We start from the raw sequence: 16,713 nt of genomic DNA, 5'->3' as shown, positions 1-16,713 counted from the left end.
TTCCCCCTCAGGGCGCGACCGAGTCGAAGCCGGTGAAGCCGCTCGGATCGTGGCGGCCGAACGAGCCGTGTTCGAAGATCCCGTGGCCTACCTGCCCGTCGAGCGTGCAGCGGGCCGCGTGGTCGATCACCCCGTATGCGGCGCGGGGGTGTGCGGACGGATCGGAGAGGTCGTAGGCGCGGCGGTCGGTCCAGTCGCGCCCGACCCAGGTGCCGTGCTGCCAGTCGTCGGCGGGCGGATAGCCGGCGCCGACGGCGAGCGGGGAGGAGGTGAGCACCTCCACGTCCAGCTCCATGGGCTTGCGGTCGCCCGGGCGGGTGAGGTGGATGACGGCGGACGTGGGGTGGCGGCTGCCGGGGCGATAGGTGATGTCGGCCTGGGGCCAGCCGAGTTGCAGATCGCGCTCCGCGTTGCGTACGAGTGTCGCGTCGTTCAGCGTCCGGTAGCCGTCGCCGTCCTCCTGGACGACGACCATCAGGAACCGGTCCTCGAACCGGACCGGGCACCACAGCCAGTGGAAGCCCTCCGTCGGGTTCTCCTCCGCGAGCCGGCCGCCCTCCTCCCCCGGGATCGGGCGCACGCCCCAGCTGCGGTCGCGGGTGCCGGTCCAGCGGCCGCGCTCCAGGCGTATCTCCTCGCCGCCGATCCGGATCCAGCCCTCGCAGTGCCCCGCCTGCACGAAGCGCTTGCCCTCCAGCGTGAGCCGGCCGCCGCGCCGCTGGAGGTGGTGCGGCTCCCACAGGGCCGGGAAGTCCGCCGTCCAGGTGATCTCGTACGACAGTCCCTCCGGGTCGGCGGGATCGGCCGCGCAGCTCAGCACGAAGGTCCTCAGGGGGCGCTCGACGAGGATGCGCAGCGGGCCGACGGCGAGGCGCATCCGGTCGTCCCCTAGCGCGTCCGAGGCGCGCACGGCGTGCAGGCGGTCGCCGAGTCGCAGGGTGGCGTAGGCGTCGACGACCCCGACGTTCGGGTAGACGCCGAGACCCAGGATCAGCAGCGCCCGGCCCTGGTGGTCGAAAACGTGGAAGATACAGCGGTCGTACGCGTTCCGGTCCCCGGTCGCGAGGTGCTTCATGGACAGGGGCACCTGGTGCACGGGGTACTCGTCGAGGGCAACGGGGCGGTCGTCGGGCACGGCAGGCCTCCCTGGGGGCACGGCTGTTGACGTCACCCGGAGGGGTGCGGCCCCCGGCGGCGCCAGTTGACGGTACGTCAGATGGCGGCCCGGGGCCAGACACCTGCACGTCGGGGGCGCCCCCCGTACGGGCCCACCGCGAACCCACGCTCGATTACGCGGGCGGGTGACCTGCGCAATCGCCCGCGCGTTGCCCCGGTATGACCCCCACATACGCGGCGACCGAGCGGCCTCGCCGGATCTTCGTACCGGTTCCGGCAGAATCGGTTCGGCCGGCAGCAGCCGCGCCGGCGCCCCAGGATCCCCCCATCTACCGCGCACTGATCCGCGCCTGGGCCGACCGCGGCCGCACGCTGCCGGGGCGCCACGACCCGGAGTGGGTCCGGCTGGTGGCGCCGCCGGTCCTGTACGGCTACGGGCAGTTCAGTGTGACTCCGGCCCCGCGAGGTGACGCGCGATGACCATCCGCTGGATCTGATTGGTGCCCTCGACGATCTGGAGGACCTTGGCCTCGCGCAGATAGCGCTCGACCGGGAAGTCCGCGGTGTAGCCGTACCCGCCGAGCACCTGGACGGCGTCCGTGGTGACCTTCATCGCCGTGTCCGTGCACAGCAGCTTCGCCATGGCGGCCTGCTTGGCGAAGGGCCGCCCCGCGTCGCGCAGCCGTGCCGCGGCCAGGTAGAGCGCCCGGCCCGCCTCGATCTGCGTCGCCATGTCCGCGAGCATGAAGCGCAGGCCCTGGAAGTCGGAGATCGGCCGACCGAACTGCTCGCGCCCGGTCGCGTACGCGATGGCCTCGTCGAGGGCCGCCTGGGCGACGCCGATGGCGCAGGCCGCGATGCCGAGCCGGCCGGAGTCGAGCGCGGCGAGGGCGATCGCGAAGCCCTGCCCCTCCTCACCGATGCGCCGGCCGTCGGACACCCGTACGCCGTCGAAGTGGATCTGCGCGGTGGGCGAGCCCTTCATGCCCATCTTCTTCTCGGGCGGGGCGGCGCTCAGCCCCTCGGCGTGGCCGGGCACCAGGAACGCGGTGATGCCGCGCGGGCCCGCGCCGCCGCTGCGGGCGAGCACGGTGTAGAAGTCGGCCACGCCGCCGTGCGTGATCCAGGCCTTGGTGCCCGTGATCGCCCAGTCTCCCCCGCTCTCGGCTTCTCCCCCACCCTCCCGGACGGCCTTCGTCCGCAGGGAGGCGGCGTCCGAGCCGGAGGCCGGCTCCGAGAGGCAGTAGGCCCCTAGGAGGCCGCCGCCGAGCATCGCGGACAGGTACTCGGCCCGCTGCTCCTTGGTGCCGTAGTTCGCCAGGGCGTGGCAGGAGAGGGTGTGCACGCTGACGCCGAGGCCGACGGTGAGACGGGCCATGGCGAGCTCTTCGAGGACCTGGAGGTAGACCTCGTACGGCTGGTCGCCGCCGCCGTACTCGGAGTCGTACGGCAGTCCGAGCAGGCCGGAATCGGAGAGCAGGCCGAAGATCTCGCGCGGGAAGCGTCCGGCGTCCTCCTCCTCGGCCGCCTTCGGGGCTATCTCGCGCTGCGCGATGTCACGGACGAGCGAGATCAGATCCCGGGCCTCGTCCGTGGGCAGTTGACGGTCCACCGGCTGCGGGGCGCGGTCGGGCATGGCGACGCTCTCCTCCCTGTCGGGCGCGTCGGCGCACGCGCGCCAGGGGTGGGGCGGCGTCGCCGGGTCTCACGGCCCAGCCGATGCTGTCGTTCCTGGGTGGAGAACGGCCTGATCAGCGGCTGTGGCGCTGTGAGTATGCCCGCTCGGGGGCACCGAGTCACCAGTTAACGACCGCTTACCGAAAGAAAGGGGGACCGGTCCGACCGCTCCGCCCAATTGGTCCGAACCATTGACGCACTGGTCTAGTCCTCCTACTGTTCCGTCAACGCCTCACCGCGTTCATGCCAAACAGCACGCGCAGGTCCCAGCATGCCTCCCCCACACTCCCCTCCCCCACGAGGAGAACCGATGCTCCGACCGCACCGCCCCCGCTCCCGCTCCCGTCTCCGAGCGCTCCTGTCCGCCGCCTGTTGCGCGGCCCTCGGCGCCACGCTGCTCGCCGGCGCGGGCACCGCCACCGCGACCACCGCGACCCCCTCGGCCCAGCAGGCCGCCGGTTCCAAGGTCGTCGGCTACTTCACGGAATGGGGCGTCTACGACCGGAACTACCACGTCAAGAACGTCGAGACGTCCGGCTCGGCCGCCAAGCTCACCCACATCAACTACGCCTTCGGCAATGTCACCGGTGGCAAGTGCGCCCTGGGCGACGCCTACGCGGCGACCGACAAGGCGTACACCGCCGACCAGTCGGTGGACGGGGTCGCCGACACCTGGGACCAGCCCCTGCGCGGCAACTTCAACCAGTTGCGCAAGCTGAAGAAGAAGCACCCGAACCTCAAGGTCCTCTGGTCCTTCGGCGGTTGGACCTGGTCGAGCGGATTCGGCGAGGCCGCCAGGAACCCGGCCGCGTTCGCGCAGTCCTGCTACGACCTGGTCGAGAACTCCAAGTGGGCGGACGTCTTCGACGGCATCGACATCGACTGGGAGTACCCGAACGCCTGCGGCAACACCTGCGACACCAGCGGCAGGGCGGCCTTCAAGAACGTGCTGGCGGCGTTGCGGGCGAAGTTCGGCTCCGGCAACCTGGTCACCGCGGCGATCACGGCGGACGCCACCGCGGGCGGCAAGATCGACGCGGCGGACTACGCGGGCGCCGCGCAGTACGTCGACTGGTACAACCCGATGACGTACGACTTCTTCGGCGCCTGGGACGCGGCCGGCCCCACGGCTCCGCACTCCCCGCTGAACTCGTACAGCGGTATCCCCAAGGCGGATTACCACACCTCCGCCACGATCGCGAAGCTCAAGGGCCTGGGCATCCCGGCCTCGAAGCTGCTGCTGGGCATCGGGTTCTACGGGCGCGGCTGGACCGGCGTCACCCAGGCGGCCCCCGGCGGCACGGCCACCGGACCGGCGGCGGGAACGTACGAGCAGGGCATCGACGACTACAAGGTGCTGAAGACGAAGTGCCCGGCAACGGGTACGGTCGGCGGCACGGCGTACGCCAAGTGCGGTACGAACTGGTGGAGTTACGACACCCCGTCGACCATCGCGGGGAAGATGACCTACAAGAACCAGCAGGGCCTGGGCGGCACCTTCTTCTGGGAGCTCAGCGGCGACACCTCGAACGGGGAGCTGATCAAGGCGATCAACTAGCCGGTTTCGTCAGTGAGTCGGGGCGGGGGTTCGGTTGCCCCCGCCCCTCGCTCAGGACTCCCGGCGGGCCGGCCGCGGGGCCGGGTAGGTGGGGTCGACCTCCTCGACCGCGCGCATCGCGCCGCCCAGCATCTTCACCAGCAGCTCGCGGACCGTGTCGCGCGGCAGGTCCGGGTTGCCGATCCAGTCGAGGGTCGCACCCTCGACGCTGTAGAGCCAGCCGAGCAGCGCCATACGGGGCAGCGGCGCTATCTTGCGTCTCCCGTAAGCCCCTTCGGCGATGGTCTCGACGATGACCTCGCGCACACCCTCGCGGATGCTCTGCACATCGGTGTCGAAGCCGACTCCACCGGTGATGATCGTGCGGTACGCGGCCTGGTTGTGCTCGGCGTAGCGCAGATAGCCGTCGATGGTGCGGTGCACCCGCTCGACCGGGGGCAGTTCGAGACCGCTCGCCGCCCGGGAGACCAGGTCCGCGACCGAGTCCTCGACGATCGCGAGGTAATAGCCGCGCTTGGACTTGAAGTAGTAGTAGATCAGCCCTTTGGCGACATGCGCCTGGCGGGCGATGTCATCCATCGACAGCGCGTCGTAGGACGTGTCGGCGAACAACTTCCGCCCGATGGCGATGAGTTCGGCGCGGCGCGCCAGTGAGCGATCGGTGCCGCGCGCCCGGGGGCGGTCGACGGCGCGCTGTTGACTATGATTCAATTCCAGCCCTAGTCTCCGACTGCCAGCGGGACGTTGGCAGTATGGCAGACCGGTACCACCCACTCGTTCGACTCTGATCGACCGGGCGCGGTCTTGGGGGAAACTGTCGTGTGGGCTCAGCTCGCGCCGGCGTCCGCCGGTTCAGTTCACGGCAGGTCCGCCGGTTCGGTTCACAGCAGGCCGAGCTGGGTGACGAGCATCGCGAGGACCACGACGAAGGTCCAGCCCGCGACGTGTTCGAGGATCTTGGGGCCGTCGTCCTTGGGACCGCCGGTGCGGGCGCGGAGTCGGGTGGCGGTGGCGGAGCTCGTGGTCATGGTTTCTCGCTGACGTAGTGGTGCGGTGACATCCCCCGCCTCACGCCGGCTCCCCACCGACCCGACCACCTTGCCACCGGGACGGGTGCCAGCGGTAGAGACCTGGGTCACCCCGGACACCTCGAACACCTCGACGGGACACGCCGGACACTTCGACCACCTTCGAATACCTCGCCTTTCGGCAACGATGCGCAGGGGGTGTGGGTCTCCTCACAGGACAGTGGTCAGCCAACCGAAAGGTCCTCGATGAGCACGTTCCGGACGCCTCGCCGCAGAGCCCGCCTCGCTCCGGCGGCGGCGATCACGGTGGCAGTCGCCTTGACGGGACCGGTCTCGCAAGCCGCCGGCTCCCCGTCCGCCCCCACGTCCCCGTCCGTCGCGCCCTCCCCGGGTGCGCCGGGCCTCGGCGACCCGATCTTCCCGCTCGACGGCAACGGCGGATACAGGGTGGACCGCTACGTCCTCGACTTCGACTGGCAGGCACCCAGGACGCCCTTCGAGGCCGCCACGACGGTCAAGGCGACCACCACCCAGGCCCTGTCCCGCTTCGACCTGGACTTCGCGGGCAACACCCTGCACACGGTGGCCGTGGACGGGGCGACCGCCAAGGCCGTGCGTGACGGCGACGAGCTGGTGATCACCCCGGCGAAGCCGCTCGCCAAGGGCAAGTCCTTCACGGTCAAGGTCACCTACACCGCCGACCCGACCCTGATGCGGCACCGCGACGACGCCATCGAGGACTACGGCTGGATCCCCACGCCGGACGGCACGGTGCTGTACCCACAGCCCAACGGCGCCAAGATGATCTTCCCGTCGAACGACCACCCGAGTCAGCGCGCCCCGATCACCTTCCGCATCACCACCCCGCCGGGCCTCACGGCCGTCGCGGGCGGCGAGCTCACCGGCCGCGCCGAGCAGGCGGATGGGCGCGTGAAGTGGACGTACGACTCCGGACAGCCCCTCGCCACCCAGCTCGCCCAGCTGGCGATCGGCAGGTTCACCTTCGTCGACAGCACCGGACCGCACGGGCTGCCGATCCGCGACGTGGTCCCGGACGGCCTGGTCGCCTCCACCGAGCAGTACCGCAAGCTCACGGCCGCGCACATCGCGTGGCTGGAGGAGCGGCTCGGCCCCTACCCCTTCAACCGCTACGGCCTCCTCGTCGGCGACACCGACCTGGGCGTGGCCCTGGAGACACAGACGCTCTCCCTGATCCCGAAGGCCGACCTGCTCGGCGACCGGGTCGGCGCCGAGCGCAACCTGGTGCACGAGCTCACCCACCAGTGGACCGGCGACAGCGTCGGCATCAAGACCTGGTCCGATCTGTGGCTGAGCGAGGGCCACGCCCGCTTCTACGAGCGGCTGTACTCCGAGGCGCACGGCGGCGACAGCTTCGAGGCCGCGATGAAGACGGCGTACGCGAGCCACGACCAGTGGCGCCACGACTACGGCGCCCCCGCCGAACCGACCGAACCGAACCTCTTCAAACGGATGCGGTACGACGGCTCGACGCTCGTCCTGTACGCGCTGCGCGAGAAGGTCGGCCAGGAGACGTTCGGGAGGATCGAGCGGGCCTGGGTCACCGAGTACCGCGGGAAGATCGCCAGTACCCAGGACTACGTCGACCTGGCGTCCAAGGTCGCGGGCCAGGACCTCGACGGTTTCCTGCACCCGTGGCTCTACGGTGCCAAGACTCCGCCGATGCCCCAGCACCCGGACTGGGTGGTCAACCCGGTCCAGGGCTGAGGGCCCAAGGCCGAGTGAGGGGGCGGCACCACGGGGGTCGCCCCCTCGCTCAACGGACTCCGACCGCCTTGAGCGCCTCGCTCTGCCCCGCCGACGGATTCGCCGGGAAGTACAGATAGCAGACCCCGCCCGTACCGGAGACGACGTTCCCGGAGGCGTTGTACCTCTTGGTACGGAGCCAGATGTTCTCCCACTCGCGCCGCTTGTAGACCCGGCGCACGGCGTCGTCGCCCGGCGAGGCGGGGTCATTGGCGATCACATCGCCGCCCGCGGTGAATCCGATGACGGTCATGAGGTGGCCCGAGGTGCCGTACCCCGCCCCCGTCAGCTCGGACTTCAGGAACGACTGGGACGTTATGGCCGGGATGCCGGCGGCGATCAGCGTCTCCAGGTCGGTGAGCGAGCGGAGGCGGGTGACCACCCCCTGGAGGTCCTTGTACGTCGCCGCGTACGCCGCGTTGAAGGGCCAGTTGCCGCAGCCGCCGTACTGGTAGTCGTAGGTGAAGCGGGCCGCGTGGCAGACCTGCGGGTCGGCGAAGGACGGGTCGACCCAGGCGAGTTGCTCCGGCGTGGGCCTGCGCCCCCAGTGCTCGATGATCATCTGCGAGGAGGTGGGGCTGCACCAGGCCTCGCCGCCGTTGTCGTACTCGGGGTACTGGCCCGCGTGGATCTCCTGGGAGTAGCGCGGAACCGGCAACTCCTTCGCGAGCCCGGGAGTGGAGGCCGGGACGGTGAAGCGGTCGGGGATGTCGGAGCCCATCGCGCCGAGCCGCCAGACCGTGGGCGTGAGCCCGGAGCCCGGGGTGCGGTAGAGGGTGAGACGGAGCCGGTACGAGACGAGGCGCAGGCCCGAGGCCGCGTCGTCGATCGCGAAGGTGTCCGTCCCGATACTGCTCCTGCCGTCCTTCTGGCCGTCCACGGAGGTCCGCTTGATGTCCTGGTCGCCGGCCGCCCAGCGGCCCATCACGTACCAGGGGGTGGCGGTGCCGTCGGAGTACGTGCCCGTGAGCTCGACCTGGAGCCAGGTGCCCGCCGGGGTGTGCGCGTTCCAGGAGGCGATGGCCTCGGTGGCGGGGACGGCGAGCCGGTGGACCGGGGAGGTCCAGGTCGCGTACTCCCAGGTCGCGGTCTTCCCGGTGTGCGGGTCGGTGTAGTTCGTGGTGCCGGCGGGGGTCTCGATCACCAGGCCGGGACGGGCTGCCGCGAGGGCCCGCGTGCCCTTCGCGGTGCCGGTCCGCCAGTCGGCGTACGAGGTCCAGGCCTGGTTGTCCACGAGACCCGGACCCGCGTACCTGTGCACCGCCCCGGCCGGCGTGGCCGCGGCCGCGGAGCCCGCCGTGGCGGTCGCCGCGGCGGCGACCGCCACGGCCAGCAGGGCTCTGCGGGACGGCTCTGAAACTCTGGTCATGGGTGGGGAACCCCCAGTTCGTCCGGAAGCGGCGGCTCCCCACTATGGACGGTGGAAGGCGGCTCCTGCCAGCACTTCGACCTGTGCCGCGCCCACCAATATTGGTCGGAACCACTGGCATGACCTGCGCGGCCTCGGTTCCGGTGGGGGCGCGCCCGCCGCCACTAGAGTGTTCCCCGTACAGGGGTGCGTGTGCCCGCCGGGCGGATGCGCCCGCATCTCGCCGCACCTCGGGAACCGTCATTCGCGACCTCGCCGCGCGCCTGCGTGCCCTGCCGCCCTCCTGCGGACCCGTCCGCCTGATCGGTGTCGACGGGCACGCCGGCTCCGGGAAGACCACCTTCGCCGGGCGGCTGGCCGCGGCGCTGGGCGACGCGCCCGTGCTGCACCTCGACGACATCGCGACGCACGAGGAGCTGTTCGGCTGGACCCGGCGACTGCTGCGCCAGGTGGTCGAGCCGCTGAGCCGCGGCGAGACGGCGCGCTACGTCCCGTACGACTGGGGCGCCCGCGCCTTCGGTCCGGTCCGCGAACTGCCGCCCGCGCCCGTGATCCTGCTGGAGGGGGTCGGCGCCGGGCGCCGGGCGCTGCGCCCGTATCTCGCGCGGCTGCTGTGGATGGAACTGGCGCGCGACGAGGCCTGGACGCGAGGGCGGCGACGGGACGGCGAGGCGCAGAGCGCGTTCTGGGCCGGGTGGGTCGCCGCCGAGCGTCAGCACTTCGTCGAGGATCCCTCAAAACCCTTTGCCGATCTTCTGGTGCGGCAGTGTTCTGAGGGATACGAGGTGCTTTCGGGACCCCCTGGGACCGCTGGACCGGACCAGCCCCTCACTCACGGTGACGGATCATCCGCAATGTGCTGAACTTGTGAAGAGCCTCGCGAGGGAAGTTCCCTCAGTGCCTCAACTCGGCTTGACCGGGGGGCCGTACAGGACTTACGTTCTGAATGTGCGGCCTTTCGAAGCCGCCCGCAGTCGCGAAGCCCCCGGTTGTTCCCCCGTGATCGGGGGCTTCGTTCTGCCCACACCCTCTCTTTTCGGGCGCTCGGCGCCGCGATTCGCTCACCCTCGGTCACCGAGTCGAGTGCGCCCCATCTGCTTCCACCTCGTGGAACGGGGGCGTGCGGCACCCTTCGGCACGCCCATGAACCGCAGGTACGATGCCTCTCGGTGCGACCTTCGGACGGCTGCTCTGCGCACCGCTGCAACTCCCGTCCGCGGCACAGGGGTTCGACCAAAGCTGCCGACGGGCACCGGCCCGTTCGGAGAAGCATCGGGGGCACGGTTTGTGGGGGACGTGATGGACTTCGGCATGCAGGGCCCGGACGCCCCGGCCGACCTCGCCTGGATGCGAGGTGTGGACGCCTACACCATGGGCGCCTATCCGCAGGCGGAGGAGGAGTTCCGCACCGCGGTCCGGATGGACCCGGGCATGGCGGACGGCTGGCTCGGACTGCACGCGCTGCGGGTGGACACGACGACCGCGCTGCTGCGGATGTTCCGGCACCGGGACCGCTTCGGTGAGCAGCGCTCGCGCCACCGGCGCACGCTCAACTCCTGGTACTGGCTGGGCTGGTGGGTGCAGCCGGTACTGGAGAGCCCGCGCGATCTGCTGCTCGCGCACGCCTCGCACTGGCTGGACGGCCGCCATGTGCCCGAGCTGGACCGGGCGCTCGCGGGGCTGCCGCCGGTCGACGCCGATCATCAGGTGCGGTTTCTGCACGCCTGCCGAGCCTATCTGGTCAAGGACTGGGAGCAGTTGGTCCGGCACACGGATCCGCTGATCGACGACCCCATGCTGGGTATAGAGGCCGGCCTCTTCGGCGGCATGGCCCGGGTCCGCCTGGAGATGTTCGGCCAGGCGGAGCCGCTCCTGTCCTCCGCGCTGATGCGCTGCCGCAGCGAGCAGCCCCAGCGCAAGGAGTTGCGGTACTGGCTCGCGCGGGCCCACGAGGGCACCGGGCGGTCGGCCGCCGCGCTGCCTCTGTACCGGGCGGTGCACCGCGTCGACCCGGCCTTCATGGACACCTCGGCCAGGTTGGCCGCGATCTCCGAGGGCGACGGGTACGACGATGCCGCCGCCGACCTCGCGGCGATCACCCTGGCCGGGGTCGGGCAGGACGTCATGGACGGCCCCGACGGAATCGATCCCCTCTTCGGCGTCGAGGGCCGCGACCTGAAACTCTCGGAGCCCGATCCTCTCCCGCCGGGCGCGTTGCCGCCGGAGACCGACGTGGTGCGCGAGAAGGCCGTGGTGCCGGTGCAGCCGTTGCCGGCCGGGCCGACCGACCCCGCCTTACTTGACGAAGCGCTCGCCGAACTGGAGCGCATGGTGGGGCTGGAGCCGGTGAAGCGCCAGGTCAAGGCGTTGTCGGCGCAGCTGAACATGGCGCGGCTGCGGGCCGGACAGGGTCTGCCCGTCCAGCCGCCGAAGCGCCATTTCGTCTTCTCCGGCCCCTCGGGCACCGGCAAGACCACGGTGGCTCGCATTCTCGGACGGGTCTTCTACGCGCTCGGCCTGCTCGGCGGTGACCACCTCGTGGAGGCGCAGCGGGCGGACCTCGTGGGCGAGTACCTGGGCCAGACCGCCGTCAAGGCCAACGAGCTGATCGACTCGGCGATCGGCGGGGTCCTCTTCGTGGACGAGGCGTACGCGCTGTCGAACTCGGGCTACGGCAAGGGGGACGCGTACGGGGACGAGGCGCTGCAGGTGCTGCTGAAGCGGGCGGAGGACAACCGCGACCACCTCGTGGTCATCCTCGCCGGCTATCCGGAGGGCATGGACCGCCTCCTGGCCGCCAACCCCGGCCTCTCCTCCCGCTTCACCACCCGGGTCGACTTCCCCTCCTACCGCCCCCTGGAACTCACCTCCATCGGTGAGGTGCTCGCCGCCGAGAACGGTGACATCTGGGACGAGGAGGCGCTCGACGAACTCCGTTCCATCGCCGGGCACGTGGTCGATCAGGGCTGGATCGACGAACTCGGCAACGGCCGGTTCCTGCGCACCCTGTACGAGAAGAGCTGCGCGTACCGGGACCTGCGTCTCTCCGGTTACCCGAACACGCCCTCCCGCGACGATTTGTCGACACTCCGGCTGCCGGACCTCATGCAGGCGTACGGGGAGGTGCTGTCGGGCCGGGGCCCCCAGGATCCGTCAGCAATGTAACCAACGCCCCTCGCCCCCGCCGCCCCTACCCATTCCCCTCCCTGGGGGCTACGCCCCCAGACCCCCTCAACGGCACCGAGGCCCTCAGGGGCGCGGGGAACTGCGCGAGCAAGCCCCACCGGCCCGCGGCCGAACCATCAAGTCCGGCGGTGTGGGGAGCTGCGGGGGCAGCTCCCCACACGGTGGCGTCAGGTTGCCAGGGCCTGCTCGGGGGTCTCGCTGAGGCGGGGTTCCTTCAGCGGCGTGGCCACAGCGGCAGCGCCGACGTCCCGATGGGCCGGATCGCGTACCTCGCCCACCAGCAGCTCCAGGACGTCCTCCAGCGCGACGAGACCCAGCACCTTCCCCGACGCGTCCGCGACCTGCGCGAGGTGCGTCGCGGCGCGGCGCATCACGGTCAGGGCGTCGTCCAGCGGGAGTTCGGAGCTCAGGGTGGTCATGTGTCGCCACAGGTGCTGGGGAACCGCCCGTTCGGACTCCTCCAGGTCGAGTACGTCCTTCACATGCAGATAGCCCATGAAGGCGCCGTTCTCCGCGACCACCGGGAACCGGGAGTACCCGGTGCGGGCGGTGAGCGCGACGACCTGGCCGGGGGTGACGGAGGGGCCGACGGTGACCAGGGAGCCGTGGTCCAGGAGGACGTCGGTGACCGGGCGGGAGCCGAGTTCCAGTGCGTCTTCGAGGCGTTCCTGCTCCTTGGGGTCCAGCAGGCCCGCCTGACCGGAGTCCTCGACGAGCCGGTTGAGCTGCTCGCTCGTGAAGACCGCCTCGACCTCGTCCTTGGGTTCGACCCGGAAGAGTTTCAGGATGAGGCGGGCGCAGGCGCCCAGGGCGACGGTGACGGGACGGCACAGGCGCGCGAAGGCCACCAGGCCGGGGCTCAGCCACAGCGCCGTCTTCTCGGGCGCGGCCATCGCCAGGTTCTTCGGGACCATCTCACCGATGACGAGGTGGAAGAAGACGACGAGGGCGAGCGCGATGACGTATCCGAGGGGGTGGATCACCCCTTCGGGGAGGTGCACCGCCTCGAAGACCGGCTCCAGGAGATGCGCCACCGTCGGTTCGGCCACCGCGCCGAGCGTCAACGAGCAGACGGTGATGCCGAACTGGGCCGCCGCCATCATCTGCGGCAGCCGCTCCAGGCCGTACAGGACCTGGCGGGCCCGCGCGGACCCGAGCGGTTCGATCTGACTGCGCCGTACGGAGACGAGCGCGAACTCGGCGCCGACGAAGAACCCGTTGGCGAGCACCAGCAACACGGCGAACAGAAGTTGGAGCACGCTCATCGGACGGCCTCCGGCGCGGCAACCGCGTCGGCGGTCCTGACCAGCCTGACCCGTTCGGCCCGGTAGTGCCCGACCTGGCGTACCGAGAGACGCCAGCCGGGCAGTTCGGCCTTGTCGCCGGGGGCCGGGATCCGGCCGAGCAGATCGGCGACGAGGCCCGCGACGGTCTCGTACGGGCCCTCGGGCACGTCGAGGCCTATGCGCTGCAGGACGTCGACCCGGCAGCTGCCGTCGGCGTCCCAGGCGGGCCGCCCGTCCTCGGGCGGTACGGCGGCGAGCTCCGGCAGGTCCTTGGCGTCGTGCTCGTCGCGGACCTCGCCGACGAGTTCCTCGACGATGTCCTCCAGGGTGACCACGCCCGCCGTACCGCCGTACTCGTCAACGACGACGGCGATCGGCTGCTGGTTGCGCAGCTGCTCGAGCAGGGGCTGCACGGGCAGCGTCTCCGGGACCAGCAGCGGGGCCTGGGCGATCCGGCCGACGGGGGTGCGCAGCCGGTCCTGGGAGGGGATCGCCAGGGCGTCCTTGAGGTGCGCCATGCCGACGATCTCGTCGATCCGCTCCCGGTAGACGGGGAAGCGGGAGAGGCCGGTGGCGCGGGTGAGGTTGACGACATCCTCGGCCGTGGCGGAGGACTGGAGCGCGCTGACCCGTACCCGTGGGGTCATGACGTGCTGCGCGGTCAGGTCGGCGAGCGAGATGGTCCGTACGAAGAGATCCGCGGTGTCCTGCTCCAGGGCGCCGGCCTGGGCCGAGTGCCGGGCCAGGGAGACGAGCTCGCCGGGCGTGCGGGCGGAGGCCAGCTCCTCGGCGGGTTCGACACCCAAGGCCCGTACGAGCCGGTTGGCGACCGTGTTGAGCGCGGCGATCACCGGCCGGAAGAGGCGGGAGAAGACGTGCTGCGGGCCCGCGACGAAGCGGGCGACCTGAAGCGGCTTGGAGACCGCCCAATTCTTGGGAACGAGTTCGCCGATCACCATCTGCACGGCCGCGGCGAGCAGCATGCCGACCACGACGGCGACACCGGACACGGCGCCCTCGGGCACTCCGATCGCGGTGAAGGGTCCGTGCAGCAGTTCGGCGAGCGCGGGTTCGGCGAGCATGCCGACGACGAGCGAGGTGATGGTGATGCCGAGCTGGGTGCCGGAGAGCTGGAAGGACAGCTCCTTCAGCGATTCGACGACCGTACCGGCCCGTCGGTCGCCTTCGGCCGCCGCCTTCTCGGCGTCGGGTCGCTCGACCGTGACGAGGCCGAACTCGGCCGCCACGAAGAAGCCGTTGGCGAGAATCAGCAGGAACGCCGCCCCAAGGAGCAGCAGGGGGATGGTCATGATGCCGCCGCCTCGATAGGTCGGGAGGGGGCGGCGCAGGTACTACAGGACGATCCGTCCATCGCTGGAGGGAGTCACTCCTCGGGTAGCAGGGGGCCTCTGAGTCACCAGGTGCGACATCAGCGGCGGAGGCGCAACGAAAACGCCTCCGCCAACAGGTTAATCAAGACATGGGCCCGTACGGCAGGGTGGAAGGCCGAGAGTCAGCCGTGATGTTGCTCCCGGTCGCCGATGGAGCGGGCCTCGGCGAGCGCGCGCAGGGCCCGGGCGTCCTGGATCGCGCGCTGTTTGGCGATGCCCGGCTGGATGCCGAGCACGGGCAGGCTGGTGCCGTCGCTGAGGTTGAGGAACACCCAGGGGTCGCCGGGTCGCAGGTTGACCTGGAGGATCTCCGCCCACTCCAGGTGTCGCCTGCTGGTGATGTTCACCACGGTGACGCCGGTCTCGTCGGCGACGACCTTGGGCCGCGAGAGCATCAGCAGGACACCGGCGAGCAGCGCGCCGATGAAGATGAAGCTGAGCTTCTCCCCCGGGCTGAGCTGTTCGAGGAGCATCGCGACCGTCGCTATGACGACGAAGATCGCGACGCCCGCGGTGAGCAGCACGGCCCGGGTGAGGGACGGCCGGAACGTGACGGGGAGCGTGGGAAGGTCGGGCATGGCTTCGGTCGGGGTCCTCAGAGGCGGCAGGCGTGGATGGCCGTGGTCAGGATGGCCCGCGCGCCGAGCGCGTACAGGTCGTCCATGATCTGCTGGGCCTCCTTGGCGGGCACCATGGCACGGACGGCGACCCAGCCCTCGTTGTGCAGCGGGGAGATGGTCGGCGACTCCAGGCCGGGCGTGAGCGCGACGGCCTTCTCCAGGTGCTCGGCGCGGCAGTCGTAGTCCATCATCACGTACGTCCGTGCGACCAGGACGCCCTGGAGGCGGCGCAGGAACTGCTGCACCTTGGTCTCGGCGTCCTCGGAGGTGTCGGCCCCGACCCGGCGGATGACGACGGCCTCGGACTTCATGATCGGGTCGCCGAAGACCTCGAGGCCCGCGTTGCGCAGCGAGGTGCCGGTCTCGACGACGTCCGCGATGACCTCGGCGACACCGAGTTCGATCGCGGTCTCGACGGCGCCGTCGAGGTGGACGACGGAGGCGTCGATGCCGCTGTCGGCGAGGTGCTTGGCCACGATGCCCTCGTAGGAGGTGGCGACCGTCATGCCGCCGAGGTCCTCGATGCCCTTGGCGGTGCCGGGCTTGGTGGCGAAGCGGAACGTCGAGCGGGCGAAGCCGAGCGGGAGGATCTCCTCCGCGTTGGCGCCCGAGTCGATGAGCAGGTCGCGGCCGGTGATGCCGATGTCGAGGCGGCCGGAGGAGACGTAGATCGCGATGTCGCGGGGGCGGAGGTAGAAGAACTCGACCTCGTTGCCCGGGTCGACGATGCGCAGTTCCTTGGACTCCCGGCGCTGCTGGTAGCCGGCCTCATGCAGCATCTCCGCCGCAGGGCCTGACAGGGAACCCTTGTTGGGGACGGCGATGCGCAGCATGAGGTCGGCTTCCTTCGTTCGTGCGTACGATACGTACGGGATTGCGGGGTTTACGGCTCAGAGGTGGGCGTACACGTCATCGAGGGAGATCCCGCGCGCCACCATCATCACCTGAACGTGGTAGAGGAGCTGCGAGATCTCCTCGGCGGCGGCGTCCTTGCCCTCGTACTCGGCGGCCATCCAGACCTCGGCGGCCTCTTCGACGACCTTCTTGCCGATGGCATGGACGCCCTTGCCGACCAGTTCGGCGGTACGCGAAGTGGTGGGATCGCCGGTGGCGGCCTTGTGCTGGAGCTCGGTGAAGAGCTCCTCGAACGTCTTCTTGGACATGATGCCGCCCACCCTACGCGCTACCGCCCCTGCCTCAGTGCCAGGGTTCGGATACTGAGCGCAGTGTGGCCGCGGTCGCCACGGCGGCCGTCACCGCCTCGTGTCCCTTGTCCTCGTTGGAGCCCTCGACACCCGCACGGTCGAGAGCCTGCTCCTCGGTGTCGCAGGTCAGCACGCCGAAGCCGATGGGGACGCCGGTGTCGATCGAGACCTGGGTGAGGCCCTGGGTGACGCCCTGGCACACGTATTCGAAATGCGGGGTACCGCCGCGGATGACGACGCCGAGCGCGACGATCGCGTCGTAGCCGCGGCCCGCGAGAACCTTGGCGACGACCGGCAGCTCGAAGCTGCCGGGGACCCTGAGCAGGGTCGGCTCGTCGATCCCGAGCTCGTGCAGGGCGCGCAGCGCGCCGTTGACGAGGCCGTCCATCACCTTTTCGTGCCACTGTGCCGCGATGACCGCGACCCGCAGGTCGCCGCAGTTGCGTACGGACAGTTCAGGTGCACCCTTGCCGCTCACGTCTCTCCTCAGTG

The 16,713-nt window shown here is 70.6% G+C and carries 15 protein-coding genes; 4 read left to right on the top strand and 11 right to left on the bottom strand.

What is annotated here, in order from left to right; translation table 11 throughout:
• Nucleotides 1-7: 7 nt before the first annotated feature.
• Nucleotides 8-1,135 (bottom strand): Rv3169 family protein, encoded by a 1,128-nt coding sequence (locus tag ACZ7M3_RS21320; RefSeq protein WP_472065136.1) that lies wholly within the window; start codon nucleotides 1,133-1,135, stop codon nucleotides 8-10.
• A gap of 423 nt (nucleotides 1,136-1,558) precedes the next feature.
• Complete coding sequence (locus ACZ7M3_RS21315) at nucleotides 1,559-2,752, bottom strand: acyl-CoA dehydrogenase family protein (protein WP_472065134.1); 1,194 nt, start codon at nucleotides 2,750-2,752, stop codon at nucleotides 1,559-1,561.
• A gap of 351 nt (nucleotides 2,753-3,103) precedes the next feature.
• Between ACZ7M3_RS21315 and ACZ7M3_RS21310 the strand changes: the two genes are divergently transcribed.
• Nucleotides 3,104-4,351, top strand: a complete 1,248-nt coding sequence (locus tag ACZ7M3_RS21310) for a glycoside hydrolase family 18 protein (protein ID WP_382141926.1) — start codon at nucleotides 3,104-3,106, stop codon at nucleotides 4,349-4,351.
• Between the two features lie 51 nt (nucleotides 4,352-4,402).
• On the opposite strand, the gene ACZ7M3_RS21305 is transcribed toward ACZ7M3_RS21310, so the two are convergent.
• Both ACZ7M3_RS21305 and ACZ7M3_RS21300 read right to left on the bottom strand, forming a co-directional pair.
• A complete protein-coding gene (locus tag ACZ7M3_RS21305) occupies nucleotides 4,403-5,062 on the bottom strand; it encodes a TetR/AcrR family transcriptional regulator (RefSeq protein ID WP_351310659.1) in 660 nt (219 codons plus the stop codon).
• Nucleotides 5,063-5,232: 170 nt separating this feature from the next.
• Nucleotides 5,233-5,379, bottom strand: coding sequence for an SCO1431 family membrane protein (locus ACZ7M3_RS21300; RefSeq protein ID WP_351310657.1), 147 nt, complete (start codon nucleotides 5,377-5,379; stop codon nucleotides 5,233-5,235).
• A gap of 246 nt (nucleotides 5,380-5,625) precedes the next feature.
• On the opposite strand from ACZ7M3_RS21300, the gene ACZ7M3_RS21295 reads away from it, so the two are divergent.
• Nucleotides 5,626-7,125: a M1 family metallopeptidase gene (locus ACZ7M3_RS21295; RefSeq protein ID WP_472065131.1), complete on the top strand. Its 1,500-nt coding sequence runs from the start codon at nucleotides 5,626-5,628 to the stop codon at nucleotides 7,123-7,125.
• 49 nt (nucleotides 7,126-7,174) lie between these two features.
• Here ACZ7M3_RS21295 and ACZ7M3_RS21290 read toward each other — a convergent pair whose 3' ends face one another.
• Nucleotides 7,175-8,533: a peptidase C39 family protein gene (locus ACZ7M3_RS21290; RefSeq protein WP_472065129.1), complete on the bottom strand. Its 1,359-nt coding sequence runs from the start codon at nucleotides 8,531-8,533 to the stop codon at nucleotides 7,175-7,177.
• Between the two features lie 119 nt (nucleotides 8,534-8,652).
• Between ACZ7M3_RS21290 and ACZ7M3_RS21285 the strand changes: the two genes are divergently transcribed.
• Both ACZ7M3_RS21285 and ACZ7M3_RS21280 read left to right on the top strand, forming a co-directional pair.
• A complete protein-coding gene (locus ACZ7M3_RS21285) occupies nucleotides 8,653-9,396 on the top strand; it encodes a uridine kinase family protein (RefSeq protein ID WP_472065127.1) in 744 nt (247 codons plus the stop codon).
• A 436-nt stretch (nucleotides 9,397-9,832) separates the two neighbouring features.
• Nucleotides 9,833-11,698, top strand: coding sequence for an AAA family ATPase (locus tag ACZ7M3_RS21280; protein WP_472065125.1), 1,866 nt, complete (start codon nucleotides 9,833-9,835; stop codon nucleotides 11,696-11,698).
• 188 nt (nucleotides 11,699-11,886) lie between these two features.
• On the opposite strand, the gene ACZ7M3_RS21275 is transcribed toward ACZ7M3_RS21280, so the two are convergent.
• The 6 genes from ACZ7M3_RS21275 to ribH all read right to left on the bottom strand — a co-directional run bounded on the left by ACZ7M3_RS21275 (nucleotide 11,887) and on the right by ribH (nucleotide 16,699).
• Nucleotides 11,887-12,984, bottom strand: a complete 1,098-nt coding sequence (locus ACZ7M3_RS21275) for a hemolysin family protein (RefSeq protein ID WP_095855832.1) — start codon at nucleotides 12,982-12,984, stop codon at nucleotides 11,887-11,889.
• Nucleotides 12,981-14,315 (bottom strand): hemolysin family protein, encoded by a 1,335-nt coding sequence (locus tag ACZ7M3_RS21270; RefSeq protein ID WP_351310649.1) that lies wholly within the window; start codon nucleotides 14,313-14,315, stop codon nucleotides 12,981-12,983. Before ACZ7M3_RS21270 ends, ACZ7M3_RS21275 begins: the two co-directional genes overlap by 4 nt.
• Nucleotides 14,316-14,518: 203 nt before the next feature.
• Complete coding sequence (locus ACZ7M3_RS21265) at nucleotides 14,519-14,974, bottom strand: PH domain-containing protein (RefSeq protein ID WP_472065123.1); 456 nt, start codon at nucleotides 14,972-14,974, stop codon at nucleotides 14,519-14,521.
• A gap of 17 nt (nucleotides 14,975-14,991) precedes the next feature.
• The gene (hisG, locus tag ACZ7M3_RS21260; RefSeq protein WP_099940276.1) at nucleotides 14,992-15,849 is read right to left on the bottom strand and encodes an ATP phosphoribosyltransferase; all 858 of its coding nucleotides are present in this window, start codon (nucleotides 15,847-15,849) and stop codon (nucleotides 14,992-14,994) included.
• 57 nt (nucleotides 15,850-15,906) lie between these two features.
• Nucleotides 15,907-16,179 (bottom strand): phosphoribosyl-ATP diphosphatase, encoded by a 273-nt coding sequence (locus ACZ7M3_RS21255; protein ID WP_054236279.1) that lies wholly within the window; start codon nucleotides 16,177-16,179, stop codon nucleotides 15,907-15,909.
• A 34-nt stretch (nucleotides 16,180-16,213) separates the two neighbouring features.
• Nucleotides 16,214-16,699, bottom strand: a complete 486-nt coding sequence (gene ribH, locus ACZ7M3_RS21250; protein ID WP_452970612.1) for a 6,7-dimethyl-8-ribityllumazine synthase — start codon at nucleotides 16,697-16,699, stop codon at nucleotides 16,214-16,216.
• Nucleotides 16,700-16,713 lie beyond the last annotated feature (14 nt).

The sequence above is a fragment of the Streptomyces sp. NPDC111656 genome, assembly GCF_055656965.1.
This window is presented reverse-complemented; position numbering and strand designations above follow the sequence as displayed.

Excerpts from the sequence above, each read along its gene's own strand:
- ACZ7M3_RS21315 (WP_472065134.1), bottom strand. The coding sequence starts at position 2,752 with ATGCCCGACCGCGCCCCGCAGCCGGTGGACCGTCAACTGCCCACGGAC.
- ACZ7M3_RS21310 (WP_382141926.1), top strand. The coding sequence starts at position 3,104 with ATGCTCCGACCGCACCGCCCCCGCTCCCGCTCCCGTCTCCGAGCGCTC.
- ACZ7M3_RS21300 (WP_351310657.1), bottom strand. The coding sequence starts at position 5,379 with ATGACCACGAGCTCCGCCACCGCCACCCGACTCCGCGCCCGCACCGGC.
- ACZ7M3_RS21295 (WP_472065131.1), top strand. The coding sequence starts at position 5,626 with ATGAGCACGTTCCGGACGCCTCGCCGCAGAGCCCGCCTCGCTCCGGCG.
- ACZ7M3_RS21290 (WP_472065129.1), bottom strand. The coding sequence starts at position 8,533 with ATGACCAGAGTTTCAGAGCCGTCCCGCAGAGCCCTGCTGGCCGTGGCG.
- ACZ7M3_RS21285 (WP_472065127.1), top strand. The coding sequence starts at position 8,653 with ATGACCTGCGCGGCCTCGGTTCCGGTGGGGGCGCGCCCGCCGCCACTA.
- ACZ7M3_RS21280 (WP_472065125.1), top strand. The coding sequence starts at position 9,833 with ATGGACTTCGGCATGCAGGGCCCGGACGCCCCGGCCGACCTCGCCTGG.
- ACZ7M3_RS21275 (WP_095855832.1), bottom strand. The coding sequence starts at position 12,984 with ATGAGCGTGCTCCAACTTCTGTTCGCCGTGTTGCTGGTGCTCGCCAAC.
- ACZ7M3_RS21270 (WP_351310649.1), bottom strand. The coding sequence starts at position 14,315 with ATGACCATCCCCCTGCTGCTCCTTGGGGCGGCGTTCCTGCTGATTCTC.
- ACZ7M3_RS21265 (WP_472065123.1), bottom strand. The coding sequence starts at position 14,974 with ATGCCCGACCTTCCCACGCTCCCCGTCACGTTCCGGCCGTCCCTCACC.
- hisG (WP_099940276.1), bottom strand. The coding sequence starts at position 15,849 with ATGCTGCGCATCGCCGTCCCCAACAAGGGTTCCCTGTCAGGCCCTGCG.
- ACZ7M3_RS21255 (WP_054236279.1), bottom strand. The coding sequence starts at position 16,179 with ATGTCCAAGAAGACGTTCGAGGAGCTCTTCACCGAGCTCCAGCACAAG.